This is a genomic window from Paraliomyxa miuraensis, assembly GCF_026337845.1.
Lineage (GTDB): Bacteria > Myxococcota_A > Polyangia > Nannocystales > Nannocystaceae > Paraliomyxa > Paraliomyxa miuraensis.
Window position 1 is genome coordinate 92,343 of record NZ_JAOVZF010000147.1, and the last position, 21,845, is coordinate 114,187.

Here is a 21,845-nt window from a genome sequence, read left to right on the forward strand (position 1 = left end):
CGCCGCGGCGCGAGACGGGCTCAGGGGCATCCGCTCATGTCGATCACCTCGAAGCGATCGCGCTGACTGGCGGCACGGATCACCGCCGTACCGTCGGGTGACCAGCTCACGGCGTGGGAGCCGTTGCCGTCCTCGGCAAGCCGCTCGACGAGCGCGATCCCGCTCCCGTCTCGCTCGCGCTCGTACAGCCGCGGCACGCCATCGTGCGCTGCGATCACGAACGTGCTCGCGTCCGGACCTGGCGCGATGACCTTGATCCCGCTGGCGAAGTCGTCGAACGCCTGGAGTTCGTGCAGCGCCCCCGTCTCGAGCCCCAGGCGCAGCACCGCGACCCGGTGCTCGGCGCCGAAGGTCCCGTGCACCACCTCGGCATCGTCGGCCCCGAACGCCACGACGCCGGGCTCCTCCCCCGATTCCAGCGCGGCGATCTCCACCAGATGCTCGTGCTCGGCATCGAGCCGCCAAAACCTCGTGGTCTCGGCTCGGCCCAGCGACGCCGCGTAGCGCCCGCTCGGTGACCAGCGCGCGAGCACGCAGCGCTCGTGGGCCTCCACGCGGTCGACGATCGTCAGCATGGCATCGGCTCGATCGAAGCGCAGCAGCGTGAGGCTCCCCCCGTGGCCGCAACCCAGCACGTGGCGCTCGTCGGGCGAGAGCGCCACGTCGTAGACCGTGGTGGCATCGATGCGCAGCGCGTCCACATGGGTGATCCGTTCCTCCTCCACGTCGACCTCGAACACATGGAGCTGGCCGTCGCCCCCGGCCGCGAGGGCCAGCGTGCCATCGGAGGTCCAGGCCACCGCGAGCTGGCTGGTCTCGCCGCGATACCGGTCGGCCACCCGCAGCACCCGCCCTTCGTCCTCGATGGCCAGCAGCCGCAGCTCGAACGTGGTGCCGCCCAGCGCATGATTGGATGCGGGCGACCACGCAACCCCGTACGACAGCGGGTCGTCCCCGTCGACGGTCGCCAGGGAGCGCAGGCACGCGGGCTCCGGCTCGGGCTCGAGCGTGGGCGCGAGCTCGTCGCCCCCGCAAGCCACGGCGGCCAGGACCCCCCAGGACGCGATGCCGACTCGTACCCGCATGCTGCCCTCGTACCGCTCAGCGCGGCTGGACCTCGACCCACAGCGCCCGGTGATCGCTCGCGTCGTTCTCGATCGTCGTGGCCCCCGTGACCACCAGCGCCGGAGCCGGGCTGACCAGCGCATGGTCGATGCGCCCGTCGCCGTGCGTGGGTCCCGGGTCCCACGGCAACAAGGCATCGACGGCTCCGGTGAGCTCCATCAGCGCCTGCCCGCCCTCGGCCGTGAGCGGGGCATTGAAGTCACCGGCGATGATCGTCGGAGCCTCGAGCGTCGAGCCCACCTCCTCACCCAGCGCGACCAGGCCGGCGGCATTGGCCGAGGGGACGAAGTCGGCGTGCACGTCGACGACCCGCAGCGGTAGCGGGCCTGCGCACAGCGTGGTGTCGAGGGCGATCCGCGGCTCGTAGCCGCTCTCCGAGGGCAGCGAGATCCTTCGCACGTCCGCGAACGGCAGCCACGACAGCACCGCCATGCCAAAGTCTCCGCCGTCGAACTCCAGGCTGGCTGCGAAGGCATACGAGTAGCCCAGCGCGTCCGCGAGGACCCGCGGCTGGTCCACGCTGCCCGTGCGCCGCACCAGCACGTCGAGCTCCTGCAGCACCACCACGTCGGGTCGGTGCTCCAGCAACACGTCGCGGATCTCCTCCAGCGAGCCGACGCGGCCGGCCGACACGTTCCACGACATCACCCGCACGCCGGTCAGCCGCTCGGCTGCGGGGCTACAGGGCTGGAGCGGCGGCAGCACCAGCAGCCGATCGTCCTCCTCGGCCTCGCCCGTGGTCGCCGAGGTCGCCGTGGCCTCGGCCTCGGCCGCGCTGGTCTCCTCGCCAGGTGCCGACATGGCGGTATCGCGCGAGCATCCGCTGCCGAGCCCGAGCACGAGCACCGCGATTGCGGATCGTCGGCGCTCCCAAACCATGGCACAGGATACCAACCCGACCGCGCCGGCGCGACCGAGCCGGGCGCGCCCTTCGATCGCGAGAGTTCGTCGGCCTGGTGCTCGGGCTCACGCTGGGTCTTGCGCTGGATTTCGCGCTAGAGTGCCGCCGGCTCGCACCCTTGTCCCCTCTCGATCCCAACCGCGCGCTCGAGCACGCATGGCTCCTGGTGTTGGCCACGCTCGAGCGCGTGCGCAGCCACGGGCCGTTCCAACGGCCCACGGGAGTGCGGCTCGGAGACGACCGCCGCCTGCTCGAGGTCGAGCTCGAGCGAGCGTGGATCGTGCTCGATCCCCACGCAGAGCGCGGCTGGTCCTGGCCCGGGCACGAGCCTCCGGCCGGCACGGACGCCGCCGCGCTCGCCCGACTGCTCGACCTCTACTTGCCGCTGTGCGTCGATGCCGAGGCCCTGGTCATCGCCCACCTCGCGCAGTCGCTCGACGGGCGCATCGCCACGCACAACGGAGTCTCGCAGTTCATCAGCGGCCACGAGGATCTCCTGCACACGCACCGCCTTCGCGCCTTGTGCGATGCGGTGGTCGTCGGCTCGTCCACCGTCGTGCACGACGATCCGCGGCTCACCACGCGGCTCTGCTCGGGCCATAGCCCCACCCGCGTGGTCATCGATCCGCGCGGTCGCGTGGGCAGCGATCGTCGCATCATGCAGGATGGACCCGCCCCCACCGTGCTGATCCACCGCGAGGGCACCCGAGCGCCCCCAGCCCTCGCGAGCCACGTGCAGGTGGTGACCGTGGTGGCGGCCGAGGGCTCGTGGCTCTCTCCCGTCGCCATCCTCGCGGCCCTGCGAGCACGAGGACTGCGGCGCATCTTCATCGAGGGCGGAGGGGTGACCGTGTCGCGCTTCTTGCAGGCGGGCCTGCTCGATCGGCTCCATGTCTCGGTCTCTCCCGTGATCATCGGCTCGGGACGGCCCGGCTTCACCCTGCCCGAGGTGCTCGACCTCGACGACGCGCTGCGGCTCGAGGCGCGCTGCTTCGAGGTCGGCCGCGACATCCTGTTCGACTGCCGGCTCGGAGCGGCCGAGGCGGAGCCCCAGCCCCCGCAATGATCACCCTCGTGGTTCCTGCGCTCGACGGGCCCACCACCGGAGGTACCCGCTACAACCGCTGCCTGGTCCACGCGCTCGGCCAGCTCGGGGAGCCGTGCGAGGTGCTGTCGTGGGCTCGGGCGTGCGAGGCGATCGCCGAGCCCACGCCACGGCTCTTGTGGGTCGATAGCCTGTGGCTCGAGCGCCTTCCCGAGCTCGCCACGCTCGCGTCACCGGCCGGCACGATCGGCCTGCTCGCCCACTACCTTCCCGCGCTGGTCGCCCACGGCGAGCGACCACCACGCTCGTCGCTGTCGAGCGCCGAACGCAGCGCCCTGCGGCTCGCCCGGGCCTTCGTGGTGCCCAGCGAGTACCTCGCGAGCGAGCTGTGCGGGCTCGGGGTCGAGCGTGAGCGCGTGATCGTGGCCACGCCCGGGGTCGAGCTCCCCTGCCCGTCGCGCCCTGCGAAGCGCTCACACGCGCTGCAGGCGGTGATCGTGGCCAACGTGACCGAGGGCAAGGGCATCCTCCCGCTGCTCGAGGGACTCGCCGAGCGACTGCGACCCGAGGACCGACTCGCGCTGCGCATCGTGGGAGACCTCGCCCTCGAGCCCGCCTACGCCCGGGCGTGCGTGGCCGCCGTGGAGCGCCACGCCGGGCTCTGCGAGCGCGTACGCCTCGATGGTTCGCTCCCCCACGCCGCGTGCATCGAGGCCCTGCTCGACGCCGACGTGATGCTGTCGGCCTCGCGCATGGAGTCGTACGGAATGGCGCTCGCGGAGGCGCGCGCGTGTGGGCGGCCGATCCTCGCGCGCACGGGAGGCAACGTGGCGTACCACGTCGATCCCGCCTGGGGCGGCGAATTGGTGGCCGACGCCTCCGCGCTCGCGCAGGCGTGCGTGGCCCTGGCGCGAGCGCCCGAGGTGCTCGCCGAGCGTCAGCGCCGGGCATGGGCCCACCGCCGCGTTCGTTCGTGGACCGACACTGCCGAGTGCCTCGTCTCAGGCGCCCGTCACTGGGCCCCGCCACGACCACCACAGTGATCGCGCAAACGAGGCCACGATCAGCGCCGCCCCCACGCTCACCGCGACGCGCGTGAGCGGGCACGGGACCAGCATCACCGCGATCAGGGTCACGACCAGCACCCCGAACGCATGGCGGGCCACGAGGCTGCGCGGTGCCTCGCCATGGGTGCGCAGCGCGTGGACCACGAGCACGTAGGCGTAGCGGAGCACCCCCGCCGTCACCACCCAGCCCGGCGCGAGCTCGGCCCTCGTGATCACCACGGTCACCACCGCCACCATGAACGCGTCGGCCTCCTGGTCGAACGCCGCGCCGAACGCCGTGGCAGTGCCGCTGCGGCGCGCCCACCAGCCGTCCACGCCGTCGAGCACGAAGAACAGCAGCAGCAGACCCCCGCCCCATGGCACGACGGCGTCGGAGGGCAAGGTGGCGATTGCAGCCGCGATCACCACCCGCAGCGCCGTGATCGCGTTGGCCAAGCCCACCACGACCGCACCGCGCTGGCGGCCGATCCACCACACCAGCGCGCCCACGCCCACCCACGCCAGCACCCCGGGCTCGCCGAGCCGTAGCGCGCCCGCGATGCCCACCAACATCCACGACGCGTGGATCATGGCGGTACGAGCGTCTCGTGCATCGGGTCGCGTCATGTCACTCCTGCTTCGTTCGCCGCAGCAGCGGCCACAGTCCCGGCAGCACGCTCACCAGGCTCACCGCTCCGAACAGCACCGCGCTCGCGGCTCCCTCGGCCGCGGGCAACCCCGCCAGCGGGAACAGGGCCGCGGCGCTCAGCTCCCGCACGCCAAAGCCGCCCACGGTAATCGGCAGCACCGTCGCGACCAGGATCCATGGCACCAGCACCAGCGCCTGCCCGGGCGACAGCGCCGAGTCGACCGCGACCGCGCACGCCCAGAACATGCCGACCAGCAGCAGCAGGCTCGAGAGCGACGTGCACAGCTGCACCGCCAGCGCCCCCTCGTGCAGCAGCGCCGCGCGCAGCTCCTGCCGCACTCGTACGAGCCAGCGCCACGGTCCCACCGCGAGCGCCAGCACCACCGCCGCCGCCGCGAGCACCGTGATCGCGGCCGCGACGAGCAGATCCCCCAGCCCCCACGCAGCCGCCCCCACCAGCAGCACCAGCCACTGGACCACCTGGCCCGACGTACGCTCCACCACCACCGCACGCGCCACCGGACCCACGGGCTGCTCGCCATCGTGGGCCTGACGCGCCACACGAGCCACGTCGCCCACGACTCCACCGGGCAGCACCGAGTTCAGCAGCGCCGACAGGTAGTACTCGCGCCACGCCACGTTCATGGGCAGTGCCAGTCCCAGTCGTCTGGCCGTGAAGCTCCAGCGCCACGCCACCAGCCCGAGCTGCGGAATCGACAGCAGCAGCGCCACGCCCAGCCACTTGCCGTCGGCCCCTCGCAGCGCCACGCCCAGCGCGTCCACGTCGAGCCACGACAGCGTCACCGCCAGCAGCCCCACGCTCGTCGCCACCCGCAGCCCCGCGATCAACCTTGCCACCGACCGGGGACGCTCCGCGGCGGCGCGCCGCAGGGCGGCGATCACCCCGGGACCCCGAGCTCGGCCTCGTAGGCGGCCCAGGCCACGTGCGACTCGTGCAGCACCACCCGCAGCGAGCACAGCCCGTCGGAGCCCGAGCCCAGCTCGCCCGCGTCGATCTTGGCCTTCATGGCGTCGAACACCTCCTTGGCCAGCACCTCGGTCGTGGTGTTGCGCCCCGCGAACTCCGGCAGCTCGTCGAGGTTGCGATAGGCCCAGCGGGACACGATCGACCGCAGCGCCTCGCTCGCGCGCCCGATGTCCACCACCACCCCGTTGGGATCGAGGTCCTTGCGACGAAGCTCCACGTCGACCACGTAGGTCGCTCCGTGGAGGCGCTGAGCCGGCCCGAACAGCTCGCCCTGGAAGCTGTGGGCGATCATCACGTGATCGCGAACGCAGACGGTGAACATGGATCAACCGTACACGACCCGGTGGCACAGCACGAAGCGCCCGGGCGCGACCACCTCGGGCATGGCCTGGGGCAGCTCCTCGAACGGGCTCTCCCCCGTCAGCAGGCCGTCGAGCGCCTCGTCGGCGAGCAGGCGCAGCGCCAGCTCCAGCCGCCGTCGATGGGTCCATCGCGCGCGCTGGGACGCGGGCAGGGTGCCCACCTGCGACGAGACCAGGTGCAGGCGCTGGGCGTGGAACGCCTCCCCCAGCGGCAGCGTGGCCGGCCGATCGCCCAGCCACGAGAGCACCACGATCGTCGCCTCGCGGCCGGCCAGCGCCAGCGCTCGCTGCAGGCCCGCCGGAGACCCGCTGGCCTCGAGCACGCAGTCCGCCTCGCCGCGCGCGTGCTCGGGATCGCGTAGCGGCACTCCCAGGCGCTGCGCCACCGGGGCCTTGCGCGGATCCACGTCGACCAGCTCCACGTCGCAGCCCACCACCCGGTGCGCGAGGTAGGCCACCAGGCAGCCCACGACCCCCGCTCCGATCACGCACACGCGATCACCGATCCGCAGCCGGGCATCCCACAGGCCATTGATCGCGGTCTCCATGTTGGCTGCCAGCACGGCCCGCCCCGGCGGCACCTCGCTGGGGATCGGCACCACCGCGTCCGCAGGCACCACATAGCGGGTTTGGTGGGGATGCAGGCAGAACACCGACCGCCCCCGCAGCTCGTCCGGCCCCTGCACCACCTCGCCCACGCTGCAGTAGCCGTACTTGACCGGGGCCGGGAAGTCGCCCATCTGGAACGGAGCTCGCATGCGCTCGTGCTCGCTCGGGGGCACGCGTCCGTGGAACACGAGCGACTCCGTACCGCGACTGATCGCGCTCCACCGGGCCTCCACCAGCACCTGGTCCTCCGCGGGCTCGCCGAGCGCCTCGGTGCGCAGCTCCCCGCGTCCAGGACCGGTCACCCAGAATGCGCGTGCGTCGATCGTGCTCACGGCGCACAGGGTCCACGATGGCCGGCCGTCGTGCAATGCTCGCCGTCGCGCCATCCATGAGCACCCGTGCCGACGCCTCGGTCTCCGCTCGCCCCTGGGCCCCCGTGGCCGGGGTCTTGGTGGTGGTGATCGGCTACCTGCTCGTGCGAGACATCGGCGCGCCTGCGTTCGACGATGCCTACTTCTTCAAGCGCTTCGGGCTCAACGCCCTCGAGCACGGCATGTTCGCATGGAACGTGGAGGACGGGCCCGTCTACGGCTGCACCAGCCAGGCGTTCCAGCTCGTCGCCACCGTGTGCGCGGCGCTGTGGGCCACGCACTACGTCGTCGCGATCAAGGTGGTGAGCGCGCTGGGTCTGTGGGCGGCGGGGGTCGTGCTCGCTCGGTGGTGTGTGCGGGCGCTCGGGGAGGACGGTGATCGGGCGTACCGGGGCGCGATGATCGTGCTGTTCGGGCTGGGTTGCCCGCTGGTGCTCACCACCGTGCTCACCGGGATGGAGACCGCCGCCACCCTGCTCGCGCTCGCGCTCGTGCTCACGGCGATGTTCTCGCCGCGGCCGTCGTCCGGGGAAGGCCCGCGGCTCGGGCCCGTGCCGGCGGCGGCACTCACGGTCGTGGTCTACCTGTTTCGACCCGACGTCGCGCTCGTGCCTGCCGTCGGGTACGGGCTGGATGCGCTGCTGTCGCGCCGCGAGCTTCCGTGGCGCTATGTCGCCGCGCTGGCGGCGATGATGCTCGTGCTGCTCGGGGGGTTGTGGGCGTACTACGGCACTGCCCTGCCGCTCTCGTTCTACATGAAGACCGCGGGTCTGCAGCCCTATGGCGAGCACGTGTTTCGCGTGGGTCTGAGCGCGAAGGCGCAATACTTCGCGGTGATGTTGGTCTTCGCCGCGCCGCTATCGTGGATCGCCGGCCATCGACGTGACGCCGGCACCTGGGCCCTGCTCGGCGCCACCGTGGCGCTGTGGGGCTATCACCTGCTGTTCACCAACGAGATCATGGGCTATCGGGCGCGCTTCTATGTGCCGGGAGTGGTGCCATTGATCATGGCGGCCGCGCGTGCGGATCTCCGGTTCCGAGAGACGCGCGCCGCCCGTGGCCACCGCTCGACCCTCATCGCCCTCGCCGTGATGGCCCCGGCGATCGTGGTGGGGTACTGGCAGAAGCTGCTCCCCACCGAGACCAGCGAGCCGCTCGCGGTCGTCCCCTGGCCGAGCTACGTGGGCCTCGGCCTCGGTGCCGCCTGGCTGCTCCTGCCGCCTGCGCGCCCGCGACCGCGGCTCGAGACCGGTGTGCTCGCGGCGATCGTCGTGGCGGCCACGCTCGGATGGAAGCCTCCCGCCATGCCGCGGCTGCGAAGCGATGCGCAGCTCATGCGAGCCCACGCCAACACCGTCACCACCGTCCGCGGCCTGTTCGACGTGGCGCACTGCCTGCCCGATGCCCAAACCGTCTACCACTCCGAGATGGGCGTCACCGGCCTCGTGCTCCTGCGCACTCGCGTGGTCGATCTCGTCGGCATCGTCTCCGACCTCCGCGGCGAGTCGTTCGAGCAGTACTGCAGCCGCGACCGCCCCGACGCGATCTTCCTGCCGCACAAGAGCTACGAGGACCTCAACGCCGAGATCCAGCGCTCGGAATGTCTGCGATCGTATCGGCGAATGGTGAAGCGCTCGTCGTCCCCGCTGCACGTGCGCGAGGACCTCGCCGAGGGGTTTCTGCGCTGCGCCACCGAGGTGCATCGGTGGGGTGTGCCGGCGCCGTGAGATCTGCTCGACCCATCCCGACTCCCTATAGCTCCACCGTGAACCGCGGCATCGGCCGCACGCCTCCCTGCGGGTCGAACTTCGCTCCCTTGACGCGCTTCTCGCAAGATCCCAGCCCGCCTTGTGGGGTCACCAGCAGGTTCTCGACCTTCCCGGAGGCGCTGATGAGCCCCTCCACCTTCACCTTGCCGCTGCTCTGCCCCTTGCACTTGCTGGCGATCTTCGCCGCGAGGCCTGCGACCACCTCCTTGTCGGACTTGGGCTTGGTCGAAGACGGCTTGGTCGAAGACGGCTTGGTCGAAGACGGCTCGAGCGTCGTGGTTGACTTGGTTGGCTTGGGTGGTTCGGGGTCGGCGGCCGGCTTCGGCTCGGCCTTCGATTCCGATCCATCGGCACCGGCGTGGGCGGGCTCCGGCTCGTCGCCTCCGTCATCCGCGGCGGGCTCCGGCTCGTCGTCCCCGTCGTCCGCCGCGGGCTTCGGCTCCGGCCCGAGCGTCTCCGGTGCATCTCCCTGTCTCGCAGGCTCGAGATCCTTGGCGTCCGGCTTTGGCTTGGCCTCCGGAAGGATGCTCGCGACCGCCTGCACCGGCGTCTTGGCTCCGGCACCATCGTCCGACCCGCCCAGCATGGTGAACGCGATCACCCCCGCCGCAACGAGCCCCACGATGGGGAGCACGAACCGCATGGACGATCGCCGAGGCTCATCGCGTGCTTCGAGGTCGGCGGGTTCCGGAAGCACCGCATGGTCCGGCGCGGGCCGACCGATCGAGCCCGAGTCGAACACCACCGTGGGCTCGACCTCGCGCAGTGGCACTCCGATGGATCCGCTCGGATCCACCACGATCGACGTCGACACCACCGTCTGCTCGATCCGCGGGACCGCGGCCGCGTCGGTGAGCGCGGGGGCACCCATCCCCTGCGTCGGCACTGGCGCTCTCTCGTCGATGTCGGGCCTTGGCCGCACCTCCGCCAGGGGCTCCCGCGCGGCCTCGACCAGCCGGGCCGCCAGTGCCACCGCCGGCACCTCGGTCGCCTCGAGCATGCCCCGGCGCAGCGCTCGGTTGAATTCCTCCATCGTCGCGAAGCGGTCGCTCGGCTGCTTGGCCATCGCTCGCTGCACGATCGCCTCGACCACCTCGGAGATCGCCGGGTTCTTCTCGCGCACCGAAGGGATTGGTGCATTGATGTGCTGCGAGAGGATCTGGAACGCGTTGCCCTCGGTGTACGGCAGCGCGCCCGTGAGCATGCGGTACATCATCACGCCCACCGCATACATGTCCGAGCGGGGGTCGTCGTTCTTGCCGACCACCATCTCCGGCGCCATGTAGGCCACCGTTCCGAAGATCTCGTCGGTCGACGTGAGCTTGGCCGTGGCCTCGCCGAGGTTGCCCGACAGCTTTGCGATCCCGAAGTCGAGCACCTTCACGAAGTCTTCGTCGCCCTTGCCCGGCACGTCGACGAGGAACACGTTCGACGGCTTGATGTCGCGGTGGATGATGTCCAGCTGATGGGCCGCCTGCAGGGCCGACGTGACCTGCAGCAGGATCTCGCGCGTGCGAGGCCACGGCAGCGCGCGCTCGGCCTCGAGCACGTCATGGAGATCCTTGCCGTCGAGCAGCTCCATCACGAAGAACACGTGGCCCTCGTCGGTCTCGCCGAAGTCGGAGATCGCCACCACGTGCGGGTGGCTCACGGCCGACGCCGCACGAGCCTCGCGAAGGAAGCGCTTGCGCGAGATCTCGTTGGTCGCCAGCTCGTGGCGCAATAGCTTGACCGCAAAGCGCTTGCGCAGCCGCGTGTGCTCCGCCTCGTAGACCGCCCCCATGCCGCCCACGCCGATGCGGTGCAGGAGATGGTAGCGATCGAGGATGCGATCGCTGAGGTTGGGCTCGGGGATCTTGTCGGGGGCGCTCATGGTGGGAGTCCTTGCTGGCCTGCCTCGGGTCGGGGGGACGGCGGCTGGATCAGAAGCGGTGGCGGAACACGAGGCCGGCGGTGGTGGGACTGGCGATGGGGGCAAGGGTCGAGGCGGTGGCGTCGCTGGGCGTGTGAGGGCGACGGCGGTGGAGCGCGAGGTGAACGGCACCGCCGATGACGACGGCCAGGCCCACGCCGGCCGCGGCGGCGCCGGTGATGAGGAAGATGCGGGCGCGGGCGTACTCCTGGTCGAGGTAGGTCTGGATGGAGTCGGGGTCGTGGGCTGGGTTGCTGCTGCCTGCCGCGACGAGGGCGTCGGCGCCGCTACGGATGGAGAAGTAGCCGATGCTCACGCCGGCACCGGCTGCGAGCGTGGTGGTGCCGCCGATCACGAGGCCGAGGCCGAGCCAGTCGCGAGGGGGCTTGGGAGGCGGAGGAGAGGAGGTGTCCTTGCCATCGTCAGGGCCGGGCAACGCCTCGCTCGTGCGCTGGTCCGCGGGAGGCACGCTGGGAGCCGGGACTTCGGTGTCGTCGGTCTGTGGTTCGGTGAGGGCGTCGTCGATCGAGCGACGCTTTTGCTCGAGCTCGGCGATCACGTCCTCGCCCACTTCGTCGGCGGCGCCGTACTTGTCTGCGACCGCGTCGAGGAACTCGATCAGGAGTAGACGCTGACGCTGCAGCAAGGCGCGCTGCTTGGCTGGATCCTGCTGGTTGGCGATGAGCTGCTCGTAGGTCCGCATGGCCTTGCGGACCGGCAGCGAGCCGAGGTAGGAGGCTTGATCGTCGGGGGAGAGGCCGTAGTAGGAGGCGCGATACTTCGAGATCGCCTCTTCGAGGTGCTCGTTGGCGTAAGCGGCATCGCCCTCGGCGAGCAGTAACTGGCTGCGCTCGCGGGTGGTGGGGGCGAGTGAGGCGGAGGGGAAGGGGTGGGCCGACGCGGTGGTCGGCGGGAGGGTGAGCAGGGCACCGAGCAGAAGGGAGGGGGCGCGGCGGGAGGGCGAGGGGGTCATGGGGGACTGGGTCGAGAGTAGAGCGGTTTGAGGAGAGTGAGGATGGAGATCGAGTGTTGTGACACGTTCAGTCCATGGTGGTTGTGACGGCGAACGGCTCGAACGTGCAAACGGCGAACGCGTTCGTTGACAGCAGCGAGAGGTTGCGTGGATGGTGCCGGCATGCTCGTCGTACGTCTGTTCGTGATGGGGTGGCTGGCGGTGGTGGTACTCGGGGCGGGGTGCGCGAGCCAGTTCGTAGTGGAAGCGAACGGGACTGATGGCTCGAGTGAAGGGACCACGGAGGTCGACGAGTCGGGTACGAGCGAGACCGGGGAGGATGAGCCCGCCTGCGGCAACGGGGTCGTCGAGGCCGGCGAGAGCTGCGATGAGGGGGTCGAGACGGCAACGTGCAATGTCAACTGCACGCCCGCACAATGCGGCGATGGCATCGTCAACGCGACCCGGGGCGAGCAATGCGACGCGGGTGGAGCGACGGCGCTGTGCGATGACGACTGCACGCCCGTGGTCTGTGGAGATGGTTTGGCCAACAACGTGGCCGGGGAGGAGTGCGATGGAGATGATCTCGCGGGTGGAACCTGCGAGGGGCTCGGCTTCGACGTGGGCACGCTCGCGTGCGGTGCGGGGTGCAGCTACGACGTGAGCGAGTGCTACGTGTTGCCCGGGGTGCCGATGCTGCAGCTCGGCTTCTCGCAGGTCAAACTGTTCGACTTCAGCTGGGCCGCGGTGGCTGGGGCGGAGTACTATCGGCTGGAGGAAAGTGTCGCGCCCGGGGAGCCATTCGTGCAGCTTGGGGGGGACATCGTGGGGGAGTCGGTCTCGCACGAGATGCCGCTGCACGTTCGGTGGGAGGCGAGCTATCGGCTGTGGGCATGCAATGTTGGGGGGTGCACGGAGTCGGCGGTGGTAGACGTGATGGGGTCGCTAGTGGATTCGGTGGGGTACGTGAAGGCCTCCAACACTGACTCGAGCGACTACTTCGGCGTCAGCGTGGCGCTGAGCGCTGACGGCAACACACTCGCCGTCGGCGCATACGGAGAAGGCAGCAACGCTACCGGCATCAACCCGGGCCCCGCCGCCGAGGCCGACGACTCTGCCCCCGGCGCCGGAGCCGTCTACGTGTTCACGCGCGACGGCATCGGCACATGGTCTCAGCACGCCTACCTCAAGGCCTCCAACACCGACTCGAGCGACTACTTCGGCTACAGCGTGGCGCTGAGCGCTGACGGCAACACACTTGCCGTCGGCGCTTTCTGGGAAGACTGCAACGCCACCGGCGTCAACCCGGGCCCCGCCGCCGAGGCCAACGACTCCGCCTCCAGCGCTGGAGCCGTCTACGTGTTCACGCGCGACGGCATCGGCACATGGTCTCAGCACGCCTACCTCAAGGCCTCCAACACTGACTCGAGCGACTACTTCGGCCGGAGCGTGGCGCTGAGCGCTGACGGCAATACCCTCGCCGTCGGCGCATACGGAGAAGACAGCAACGCTACCGGCGTCAACCCGGGCCCCGCCGCCGAGGCCGACGACTCTGCCCCCGGCGCCGGAGCCGTCTACGTGTTCACACGCGACGGCATCGGCACATGGTCTCAGCACGCCTACCTCAAGGCCTCCAACACTGACTCGTCCGACAACTTCGGCCAAAGCGTGGCGCTGAGCGCTGACGGCAACACACTCGCTGTCGGCGCACACCTCGAAGGCAGCAACGCTACCGGCGTCGACCCGGGCCCCGCCGCCGAGGCCGACGACTCCGCCTCCAGCGCCGGAACCGTCTACGTGTTCACGCGCGACGGCATCGGCACATGGTCTCAGTACGCCTACCTCAAGGCCTCCAACACTGACTCGAGCGACTACTTCGGCTACAGCGTGGCGCTGAGCGCTGACGGCAACACACTCGCCGTCGGCGCATACGGAGAAGACAGCAACGCTACCGGCATCAACCCGGGCCCCGCCGCCGAGGCCGACGACTCTGCCTCCAACGCCGGAGCCGTCTACGTGTTCACGCGCCACGGCATCGGCACATGGTCTCAGCACGCCTACCTCAAGGCCTCCAACACTGACGCGAGCGACTACTTCGGCCAAAGCGTGGCGCTGAGCGCTGACGGCAATACCCTCGCCGTCGGCGCACGCTACGAAGACAGCAACGCTACCGGCGTCGACCCGGGTCCCGCCGCCGAGGTCAATGACTCCGCCTCCGACGCCGGAGCCGTCTACATGTTCACGCGCCACGGCATCGGCACATGGTCTCAGCACGCCTACCTCAAGGCCTCCAACACTGACTCGTTCGACAACTTCGGCCAAAGCGTGGCGCTGAGCGCTGACGGCCACACCCTCGCCGTCGGCGCACGCTACGAAGACAGCAACGCTACCGGCGTCGACCCGGGTCCCGCCGCCGAGGCCAATGACTCCGCCTCCGACGCCGGAGCCGTCTACCTCTACTGAACCCCGCCCCCAACTCCCAACGATGGGCCCACGAACGTCGCGAGTCGATGGCCGCGGCGCCTCCGACCGAACCAACGCCCGCGACCTGAGTGGCCCGCGCCGCGCACCTGCCACCGAATCGCCTCGGCGTACCGGACGGCGCCGACACGGTGTCCATCCTCCTGAGGCACGTGCTTTCTCCGCGGTACCTGGCCTACCTCGATCTCACCACCCTCGACCTCGCCTCCGCCGGCTACACCAGCCGCAAGCTCGCCTGGTGCAGCTCCGTCTCCTCTTCACGATCGTCCTCCTCCAACGCCGTGCCCGGACGTCGCCGACTCGCCTCCCCGATCTCAACGATCTCCCCGGAGGTCCACACCGCCTTCGACACCCTTCGACACCCCGGTGGAGCTCAAGATGCTCGCCAACGATCTCGCCGAATCCGTGCTCAACGATCCCCACCCGATCGCTCCATCCTCGTCTTCGTCGATCTCGCCCGCGCCCTCTGCTCGATCTCATCTTGTCCCCGAAGATGAGGCTCACACCCAGTCCGGGCTCACGACATCAGCGTAGGACGAACGGCCGCGGGCTCCCGTGATCAGCTCGACTCACTACAGCACAAGGGCCTCACCGAGAGCTTGCCAGAGGTGCGCCCGCTCGCTGCTCGACGTGCTCGAGCTCCGATCCCTTCCGCTGCCTCCTCCCGCCGCGCGCCGGCGCATCCTCTCCACCAAGGACGAACAGCTCCTCGAACGCTGGTTCCGGCGAGCGCTCGCCGCTGCCTCGGTCGAGGAGATCTTCGCACCCAACGAACCCGCACCGATGATTGACAGAGAGCCCCGCCTTGCGTGATCTATTGGAATGCCCGTCCTTCGCTCGCTCATGGTCCTGGGGTCGCTGCTGCTGCTCATACACGGGGCCGGATGTTCGAGCCCGGTGCCGGACGTGGTTGCGACCACCACCGAGGAAACCACGACCACCAGCGAAGGAAACTCGACCGCCACCAGCACCAGCGCGGACGTCGACACCAGCACCAGCACGGACGTCGACTCGAGCACCAGCATGGACGTCGATTCGAGCACCAGCGGCACGGGAGACACTGAACCCACCTGCGGCAATGGGGTCGTCGAGGTCGGCGAGAGCTGCGACGACGCTGGGGAGTCACCCACGTGCAACGACGACTGCACACCCGTCGCGTGTGGGGATGGTGTGATCAACGAAGCCGCGGGGGAGGAGTGTGAGGGCGACGACCTCACGGGCGGCACCTGCGAAGGGCTCGGCTTCGACGTGGGCACGCTCGCGTGTGCGGTCGGGTGCAGCTACGACGTGAGCGAGTGCTACCTGCTGCCCGGCGAGCCCGTGCTGCAGCTGAGCTTCTCGCAGGTCAAGCGCTTCGACTTCAGCTGGGCGGCCGTGCCCGGGGCGGAGTACTACCAGCTGCTCGAGAGCCCCGCGCCCGGGGAGGCGTACGCGTCACTCGGAGGAGACATCGTGGGCGAGTCGGTGTCGTTCGAGATGCCACTGCACTTTCGCTGGCAGGCGAGCTACGTGCTACGAGCATGCAACGCAGGAGGCTGCACGGACTCGGCGACGGTGGACGTGACGGAGGCACTCGTGGATGCGGTGGGGTACGTCAAGGCCTCCAATCCCGGCTCGGACGACTACTTTGGTCGCATGGTGGCCATCAGCGGGGACGGCAATACCCTCGCCGTTGGTGCCTACTTCGAGGACAGCGACGCCACCGGCATCGGCGGCAATCAGGGCAACGACTCCTCTCCCGACTCCGGCGCCGTCTACGTGTTCGTGCGAGATGGCATGGGCACTTGGTCCCAGCAAGCCTACATCAAGGCCTCCAATCCAAGCCCCCACGACATCTTCGGCTATAGCTTGGCCCTCAGCGGAGACGGCAACACCCTCGCCGTCGGTGCTCCCTACGAAGACAGCGACGTCACCGGCATCGGCGCCAACCCGGGCATCGGCTTCGCCAGCGATGCCGGGGCCGTCTACCTGTTCACCCGCGACGGCATGGGTACATGGTCACAGCAGACCTACGTCAAGGCCTCCAACACCGGTTGGGGCGACGAGTTCAGCTGGAGCCTGGCCCTCAGCGGAGACGGCAATACCCTCGCCGTCGGCGCCCGGTACGAGGACAGCAACGCCACCGGTGTCGGCGGCAACCAGGCCGATGACTCCGCATTCAACTCCGGTGCCGTCTACGTGTTCGTCCGCGACGGCAAGGGTGGTTGGTTGCAACAGGCCTACCTCAAGGCCTCCAACACCGGCATGAACGATGGCTTCGGCTTCGACGTGACGCTGAGCGAGGATGGCGACACCCTCGCCGTCGCCGCCCTGGGTGAAGCCAGCAACGCCGTCGGCGTCGGCGGCAACCAGGCCGATGACTCCTCCCCGGTCTCCGGTGCCGTCTACGTGTTCGTGCGAGATGGCATGGGTGCCTGGTCGCAGCAGGCCTACGTCAAGGCCTCCAACACCAGCACGAGCGACTACTTCGGCTTTGCCGTGGCCCTGAGCGGCGACGGCAACACCCTCTCCGTCGGCGCCCGGGGCGAGAGCAGCAGCGCCACCGGCATCGACGGCAACCAGGCCGACGACTCCTCCCCCGAATCCGGCGCCGTCTACGTGCTCACCCGCGATGGCATGGGCACGTGGTCTCATCAAGCCTACGTCAAGGCCTCCAACCCCGACTCGAACGACTGGTTCGGCATCAGCGTAGCGCTGAGCGGCGACGGCAACACCCTCGCCGTCACCGCCCTGAGCGAAGACAGCAACGCCACTGGCATCGGCGGCAACCAAGCCGATGACTCCGCGATCAGCTCCGGCGCCGTCTACCTGCTCACCCGCGATGGCATGGGTACATGGTCTCAGCAGGCCTATGTCAAGGCCTCCAATACCAATGTGGGCGACCACTTCGGCTTCGGCGTAGCCCTGAGCGGAGACGGCAACACCCTCGCCATCGGCGCCAGCCACGAAGACAGCAACGCCACCGGCATCGGCGGGAATCAGGGCGACGACTCCGTCACCAACTCCGGCGCGGTCTACCTGTACTGATCCGGGCATGAGCGCCGCAGGGTGAGTCCGCGAGCGGACCGGGCCTTCCTGGGCCCAAGTCGCCACGAATGGCGTTGCAGCGGTACCCCCTCGCGATCGCATCAGGTGCGAGCCCAGCTACCGCTGTGTTCCGGAGTGCCCGTGCCCCTGGGGCCTCCATGCCCCACGTCGTGAGCCTCCTCCATCACCCCTCGAATTCAACCCCTTCGGGCCACGCCGGCCCACCCATTGGCCACGCCCCGGCCAACGGGCGGGCCACCGTCGAGTCATCGCCGCCAACCCACCGAGATCATTCGACCCACCTCCCGGAACCGAATTCGCATGGCCACTTCGCCATGCGAGTCCGTCGGCACCCACGCAACATCCACGATGCCTTCGTTCGGCGTGTGTTCGCTCGTCCTGACACGGTGTCGATCCTCCTGCGTCACGTGCTTCCTCCTCGCTGCCTCGCCTATCTCGATCTCACCACCCTCGAACTCGCCTCCGCCGACTACACCAGCCGCAAGCTCGCCCGGCGCAGCTCCGATCTCCTCTTCACGATCCGTCTGCGCGGCACCACCCGTCGCATCGCCCTCTACACCGCGCTCGAGCACCAATCCACCCGCGACGGCCTGCTGCCACCGCGATGGTAATCGACGAAGGCACGTAACTCGGCGACCACGGACGCCTAGCTTTCGAGCCGTCGGGCGCGGCGTTGCTCGGCCGTGTCGCCCGCGAAGGTGGCAGCTCGCTCGAGGGCGAACAACCGCGCGATGATGTGCAGGGCGGCATGCGCGACGAGGTCACCCGCGCTCGCGGCTTCGACGAGACGGCGACGTCCGTGAGCCCAGCAGCCGGGGCGCTTGCCACCGGCGCGCTCGATGAAGTGTGTCCTGCCCGGTGAACCCCGGATTGCGGGGCGTGGCGGGGCCGCACCCACGCCTGATACCCTTTTCATCTCGTCGTCGCCTACGGATCATGGCGCCCCGAGGCGGGCCTTGACGCGGATCATGGGCAATTGTTCATAGAGTGTCTCGCCAGGACACGCCGTGTCGTCCCAGTCACGGTGCCCGCCGAGAGTCTTGATGCTTGGAAACAATGCCTTGAGCCACAACGCGAGCGACAACAAACTCGCCATCTGCCGGGTCGTTGGCTCATCGTCATCATCCCACCAATTCGGCTCAAAGTCGCCAAGCACGATGATGCCCACCTTACCGGTGCTCGTGGCGTTGTCCTTGACATGCGCCCCCTGAAGAAACAATCTGCGCCCCTCGTAGATGTGTCCCTCAGGATCAATCAAGAAGTGATAGCCAACGTCAGACCACCCGTTCGAGACCATGTGTTTCTCCTCAATCTCCTGCGGCGTATGGGCACCACTGTCACCTGCGTGGTGGACAGTGATCAGTGTATAGCCCCAGTCCGCGTTGATCTCTGAGTACCTGGGAACGTGCCGGCCCCAGACGTCCCGTCGGGTGATGTCGTGGTCTAAGATGAATTTATCCGTGGCGGCCTCGTGAGGGTCGATGGAACCCACGCGAGTCGTCGCCAACACCAGGCGCGCGGGCAACAGCGCGCACAGCAACTGGATCGGATTGTAGTGCCAGACATGGGCGGACCCGGGCAGATCGACCCCTGCCTTGACCGCGTCCTTCCACCAGAGGTAGGGCTTGATACGCGACTCCAAACCCACGGTCGTCCATCGCCCTACAAGCTTCTTGATCGCCGCGCTCAAGTCTGGGATCCCCCACTCGCTGATGAATTTGCACACGTATCCACGCAACGGGGTGGCGCGCCGTTCGTCGGCATAGAAGTCGGCGAGTTCATCGTCAGTAATCACGCCGTCGGTGAGCACGCCATCAGCGAACAGCTCCCGGATCGCCTCGGTATCGACGTTGTAGTCATTGTCGCCATCCTCGACGAGCGTCCACTTGATCTGCGGACGAGTCGACACTTCCGTCTTCACCGCGATATCGCTCGACGGCGAATTCATATATGGCATTACCCGTACCTCTTGCCCCGCACGCGTCCCGTCTACCTCGAGTTGTAGCACCGGACCATGGTCTTCGAGGACCTCGGAACCCCCAGGCCACTCAACCCGCCAGTTGATCTGCTTCTTCTCCTCGGCCGTGGGATCAGCGACGTTGAGTTTGCTGATACGGTAGACCGCCGTCTCCCCCGGGTCGACGCTGGTTGGGCCCTGGAACTCGCGGATCAGGATCTTGCGCGATGTGGGAGGTGTCTTCGGCTCCGCGTTGGGAAGGAGATCCTTGACGTTTTCCTTCGATGGTTTGCGGCCTTCGAACAGGTGATCTTCCGCAAAGATCTCCCAGTGCAAGAGTCCAGTTCGATGACCTCCTGAGCCGTATTTGCTTGAGGCCCACAACGTATCTCCCGCTGCCACTGGAACGTCCAGCGCAACGACGGCTCCATCGGCAAGTTGCGTAAGGAGATCGCCGCTTCTTCCGCCATGCTTCAGCCACGTCGCTGCCTCCTCCAACCCCTCGGGCGGAGCCTTTTGGCTCGCCAGATGCATGTACAAGGAAAAGAACGTCCGGTCCCTCCAATGATGTTCGATCAAGACGAAATTCCGGCTGCCATAGCTACCGATCGGATCCATAGCCAAACGCGCCGCGACGATACGACCCGGCAAACAGGCATAAACCCGCGAGCCCTCGGTAACGCGCAGATGGACCCCACCGTGCCAAATGGTGTTCGCACCAATCGGAAAGTAGCCACCTCTGCGCTCCTGCTCCACATGGCGATGGAGGAGGCTAAGTGATTCTTGATTCGCCTCCGCGCGTTGTGAGAGCCGGACGGGCAAAGCGACGAGTTTCGCCTGTGGAGCGATGGCCTCCTCCACGCTCTTGACGTATGTGTGCTGCTCGTAAACCGTCGTATCAAGGTGAACCCATGTCGGCGCATGTTTCCTGGGCTCGGTTCTACCGCGGTTCTTCGTATTCTCGTCAAACGTCTCGACGATCCCGAAACTGGCGAGATCATCGCGGATCTGATTGCAGTGCTCCGCCTTGCTCGTACGAGGCGTCAGCGACTTGCCGTTTGGTCGTGCGATGCCGCTACCGGGGATCGTGAAGTCGACCGCATGGCCCGTGTGGTTCTTCATCGAGGCCGGACCGTGGATCTTGTTGATCTGAAAATACTTGAAGTTGCATCGATATCCGTTATTGACTTTGAGCCTGCGTACGCCGTAGATACTCATCACACCCATGACCATCCAAAACAAGGTCTTGTCGATGCCTGGATTCTCGACGAGATCTATGGTCTTGGAGTAGGTCCATGTTTTACCAGACGTCAGCGCGACCTGAGTGAGCTGGCTGCCAAAGCCCTTGCATGTCGACGCGCCACCCGCGGTCCTGGTCGAGCCGACGATCTCGATCTTGCCCTTGACGTGGCCGCTCCACAGCTCATTGCACTTCTTTAGGTAGTCGCCGGTCACGTTCGAGTGATCACAAGCGTAGTCATCGAGGAAGTCCTCCATCGCCGGCTTCATCTCGGCCGCCCAGTTATCGATCGTCCAGTACTCGTCGAAGCTAACGATTCCGTCTTGTTCGAGGCCGAATTGCTTCTGGAAGCGCTCGACCGCAGCCTTGGTGTCGACGTCGAACTTTCCGGTGCATGGGACGGGCTTCCCTTTTGACCCGAAGGCCACGATTCGGCGTTGAAGCTCGAGGACATCATCGCCTTCGAGCTCGGGCGTCTTCAACTTCAAGGTGCGTGAGCCGTATGGGTGTATCATGGCGGATCGTCTCAAACCCCATGCATGTCTGCGAGGGCGGCAGTGGTCTCTTCGTCATGGCCCCCACTCGGGTCGATGTCGTTCGCGGACTGAAAGTGGAGAATCTCGGCGCGAGTCGTACCGTCGAGATCGCCGTTCGAGTTCCCCATGAATAGGGAGAGATTGGTTAGCCGACTCTGGAGACCACGGGTCGTGTTCGCGGGCTCGAGGTCGCCGATCTGTAAGTGAAACTTCATCTCGCGCTCGGGAAGTAGCAAGTCCGCGACTCTCACCGAGGTCGGAATGACAACTTCGAGCAGCCCATTGGAGTCGGTCTTGCCTTCGACGCGCTTACCCGAGAAGACCAGGACGTAGGGCTCGGCGTCAGCCGGCTCGAGGCTGAGGACCAAGCGAAGACGGAGCTTGGTGACCTGGCGTCGGATCTGGTAGCGATGGGACTGGTCCGTCTGGATTGATTCGACCCTCTCTTTCCGTTTGGGGATGTGAACGATGTCACCAGGAACCAATAGGTTGGGTTCTCGACCCAGTTCACGCAGCGCCTGATTATCAGCGTGGTCCCAGATTCGCTCCCACGTGAACCCATGGCTCGCAGCGATCGAGCCAATACAATCTCCTGCCTGGACTTTGTGTATCATATCGAAAAAAGCAGGGGCGGAAGGAGTTCTAGGGTATTGAGATCGTCTCGACCCTCGATCGACCGGGCGACGGAGCGAACGCCCATGTCACGCCATGAGATCTCGTTCGGGGTCGGCGATCTGAACTCATCGTCAGGTTGCGCATCTTCGTTTGGCTCATGCATGATACTACCTTCCAGGAGTGTAGGTTGTACAAATAACGAAGCCAGGGTGGATCCTCAGCGCTTCACTCTCCGTGCA

17 protein-coding genes are annotated in these 21,845 nt (G+C 67.9%); 6 read left to right on the forward strand and 11 right to left on the reverse strand.

Annotated elements, in window-relative coordinates; translation table 11 throughout:
• Nucleotides 1-20 precede the first annotated feature (20 nt).
• The gene (locus OEB96_RS13975) at nt 21-1,085 is read right to left on the reverse strand and encodes a WD40 repeat domain-containing protein (protein ID WP_266216163.1); all 1,065 of its coding nucleotides are present in this window, start codon (nt 1,083-1,085) and stop codon (nt 21-23) included.
• Between the two features lie 16 nt (nt 1,086-1,101).
• Nucleotides 1,102-1,926, reverse strand: a complete 825-nt coding sequence (locus tag OEB96_RS13980; RefSeq protein ID WP_266216165.1) for an endonuclease/exonuclease/phosphatase family protein — start codon at nt 1,924-1,926, stop codon at nt 1,102-1,104.
• Between the two features lie 218 nt (nt 1,927-2,144).
• Here OEB96_RS13980 and OEB96_RS13985 point away from each other — a divergent pair, with 218 nt between their 5' ends.
• Nucleotides 2,145-3,092, forward strand: a complete 948-nt coding sequence (locus OEB96_RS13985) for a RibD family protein (protein ID WP_266216167.1) — start codon at nt 2,145-2,147, stop codon at nt 3,090-3,092.
• Nucleotides 3,093-3,100: 8 nt separating this feature from the next.
• Nucleotides 3,101-4,114 carry a glycosyltransferase family 4 protein gene (locus OEB96_RS13990; protein ID WP_266216169.1) on the forward strand — a complete coding sequence of 338 codons (1,014 nt, stop codon included), beginning with the start codon at nt 3,101-3,103 and terminating at the stop codon, nt 4,112-4,114.
• On the opposite strand, the gene OEB96_RS13995 is transcribed toward OEB96_RS13990, so the two are convergent.
• Genes OEB96_RS13995 through OEB96_RS14010 form a run of 4 tightly spaced genes read right to left on the reverse strand, consistent with a single transcriptional unit; the run spans nt 4,073 to nt 7,057 of the window.
• Nucleotides 4,073-4,708, reverse strand: coding sequence for a CDP-alcohol phosphatidyltransferase family protein (locus tag OEB96_RS13995; protein ID WP_266216170.1), 636 nt, complete (start codon nt 4,706-4,708; stop codon nt 4,073-4,075). The genes OEB96_RS13990 and OEB96_RS13995 overlap by 42 nt on opposite strands.
• Nucleotides 4,709-4,745: 37 nt before the next feature.
• Nucleotides 4,746-5,624: a lysylphosphatidylglycerol synthase transmembrane domain-containing protein gene (locus OEB96_RS14000; protein ID WP_266216171.1), complete on the reverse strand. Its 879-nt coding sequence runs from the start codon at nt 5,622-5,624 to the stop codon at nt 4,746-4,748.
• Nucleotides 5,625-5,665: 41 nt separating this feature from the next.
• Nucleotides 5,666-6,076: a 6-pyruvoyl trahydropterin synthase family protein gene (locus OEB96_RS14005; RefSeq protein WP_266216172.1), complete on the reverse strand. Its 411-nt coding sequence runs from the start codon at nt 6,074-6,076 to the stop codon at nt 5,666-5,668.
• Between the two features lie 3 nt (nt 6,077-6,079).
• Complete coding sequence (locus OEB96_RS14010; RefSeq protein ID WP_266216173.1) at nt 6,080-7,057, reverse strand: zinc-dependent alcohol dehydrogenase; 978 nt, start codon at nt 7,055-7,057, stop codon at nt 6,080-6,082.
• Nucleotides 7,058-7,113: 56 nt separating this feature from the next.
• Here OEB96_RS14010 and OEB96_RS14015 point away from each other — a divergent pair, with 56 nt between their 5' ends.
• Complete coding sequence (locus OEB96_RS14015; RefSeq protein ID WP_266216174.1) at nt 7,114-8,823, forward strand: hypothetical protein; 1,710 nt, start codon at nt 7,114-7,116, stop codon at nt 8,821-8,823.
• 25 nt (nt 8,824-8,848) lie between these two features.
• Here the strand turns inward: OEB96_RS14015 and OEB96_RS14020 are convergent, their stop codons facing one another.
• Nucleotides 8,849-10,738: a serine/threonine-protein kinase gene (locus tag OEB96_RS14020; protein WP_266216175.1), complete on the reverse strand. Its 1,890-nt coding sequence runs from the start codon at nt 10,736-10,738 to the stop codon at nt 8,849-8,851.
• A gap of 49 nt (nt 10,739-10,787) precedes the next feature.
• Nucleotides 10,788-11,750, reverse strand: a complete 963-nt coding sequence (locus tag OEB96_RS14025; protein ID WP_266216176.1) for a hypothetical protein — start codon at nt 11,748-11,750, stop codon at nt 10,788-10,790.
• A 162-nt stretch (nt 11,751-11,912) separates the two neighbouring features.
• Here OEB96_RS14025 and OEB96_RS14030 point away from each other — a divergent pair, with 162 nt between their 5' ends.
• From OEB96_RS14030 to OEB96_RS14040, 3 genes are all read left to right on the forward strand, one after another.
• Nucleotides 11,913-14,192, forward strand: coding sequence for an FG-GAP repeat protein (locus OEB96_RS14030; RefSeq protein WP_266216177.1), 2,280 nt, complete (start codon nt 11,913-11,915; stop codon nt 14,190-14,192).
• Between the two features lie 840 nt (nt 14,193-15,032).
• Complete coding sequence (locus OEB96_RS14035) at nt 15,033-17,237, forward strand: hypothetical protein (RefSeq protein WP_266216178.1); 2,205 nt, start codon at nt 15,033-15,035, stop codon at nt 17,235-17,237.
• A gap of 335 nt (nt 17,238-17,572) precedes the next feature.
• Complete coding sequence (locus OEB96_RS14040; RefSeq protein WP_266216179.1) at nt 17,573-17,869, forward strand: Rpn family recombination-promoting nuclease/putative transposase; 297 nt, start codon at nt 17,573-17,575, stop codon at nt 17,867-17,869.
• 35 nt (nt 17,870-17,904) lie between these two features.
• Here the strand turns inward: OEB96_RS14040 and OEB96_RS46650 are convergent, their stop codons facing one another.
• The 3 genes from OEB96_RS46650 to OEB96_RS14050 are packed head-to-tail and all read right to left on the reverse strand — an operon-like array spanning nt 17,905 to nt 21,359.
• Nucleotides 17,905-18,174, reverse strand: coding sequence for an IS66 family transposase (locus OEB96_RS46650; RefSeq protein ID WP_407674625.1), 270 nt, complete (start codon nt 18,172-18,174; stop codon nt 17,905-17,907).
• A gap of 18 nt (nt 18,175-18,192) precedes the next feature.
• A complete protein-coding gene (locus OEB96_RS14045) occupies nt 18,193-20,943 on the reverse strand; it encodes an N-acetylmuramoyl-L-alanine amidase (protein ID WP_266216180.1) in 2,751 nt (916 codons plus the stop codon).
• A gap of 38 nt (nt 20,944-20,981) precedes the next feature.
• The gene (locus OEB96_RS14050) at nt 20,982-21,359 is read right to left on the reverse strand and encodes a peptidoglycan-binding domain-containing protein (protein WP_266216181.1); all 378 of its coding nucleotides are present in this window, start codon (nt 21,357-21,359) and stop codon (nt 20,982-20,984) included.
• Between the last annotated feature and the right edge of the window lie 486 nt (nt 21,360-21,845).

Bases quoted from the DNA above. Each gene is read 5' to 3' on its own strand.
- OEB96_RS13975 (WP_266216163.1), bottom strand. From the start codon at position 1,085: ATGCGGGTACGAGTCGGCATCGCGTCCTGGGGGGTCCTGGCCGCCGTG.
- OEB96_RS14040 (WP_266216179.1), top strand. From the start codon at position 17,573: ATGCGAGTCCGTCGGCACCCACGCAACATCCACGATGCCTTCGTTCGG.
- OEB96_RS14015 (WP_266216174.1), top strand. From the start codon at position 7,114: ATGAGCACCCGTGCCGACGCCTCGGTCTCCGCTCGCCCCTGGGCCCCC.
- OEB96_RS14030 (WP_266216177.1), top strand. From the start codon at position 11,913: ATGCTCGTCGTACGTCTGTTCGTGATGGGGTGGCTGGCGGTGGTGGTA.
- OEB96_RS14005 (WP_266216172.1), bottom strand. From the start codon at position 6,076: ATGTTCACCGTCTGCGTTCGCGATCACGTGATGATCGCCCACAGCTTC.
- OEB96_RS46650 (WP_407674625.1), bottom strand. From the start codon at position 18,174: ATGAAAAGGGTATCAGGCGTGGGTGCGGCCCCGCCACGCCCCGCAATC.
- OEB96_RS13995 (WP_266216170.1), bottom strand. From the start codon at position 4,708: ATGATCCACGCGTCGTGGATGTTGGTGGGCATCGCGGGCGCGCTACGG.
- OEB96_RS14020 (WP_266216175.1), bottom strand. From the start codon at position 10,738: ATGAGCGCCCCCGACAAGATCCCCGAGCCCAACCTCAGCGATCGCATC.
- OEB96_RS14025 (WP_266216176.1), bottom strand. From the start codon at position 11,750: ATGACCCCCTCGCCCTCCCGCCGCGCCCCCTCCCTTCTGCTCGGTGCC.
- OEB96_RS14035 (WP_266216178.1), top strand. From the start codon at position 15,033: ATGCCCGTCCTTCGCTCGCTCATGGTCCTGGGGTCGCTGCTGCTGCTC.
- OEB96_RS13980 (WP_266216165.1), bottom strand. From the start codon at position 1,926: ATGTCGGCACCTGGCGAGGAGACCAGCGCGGCCGAGGCCGAGGCCACG.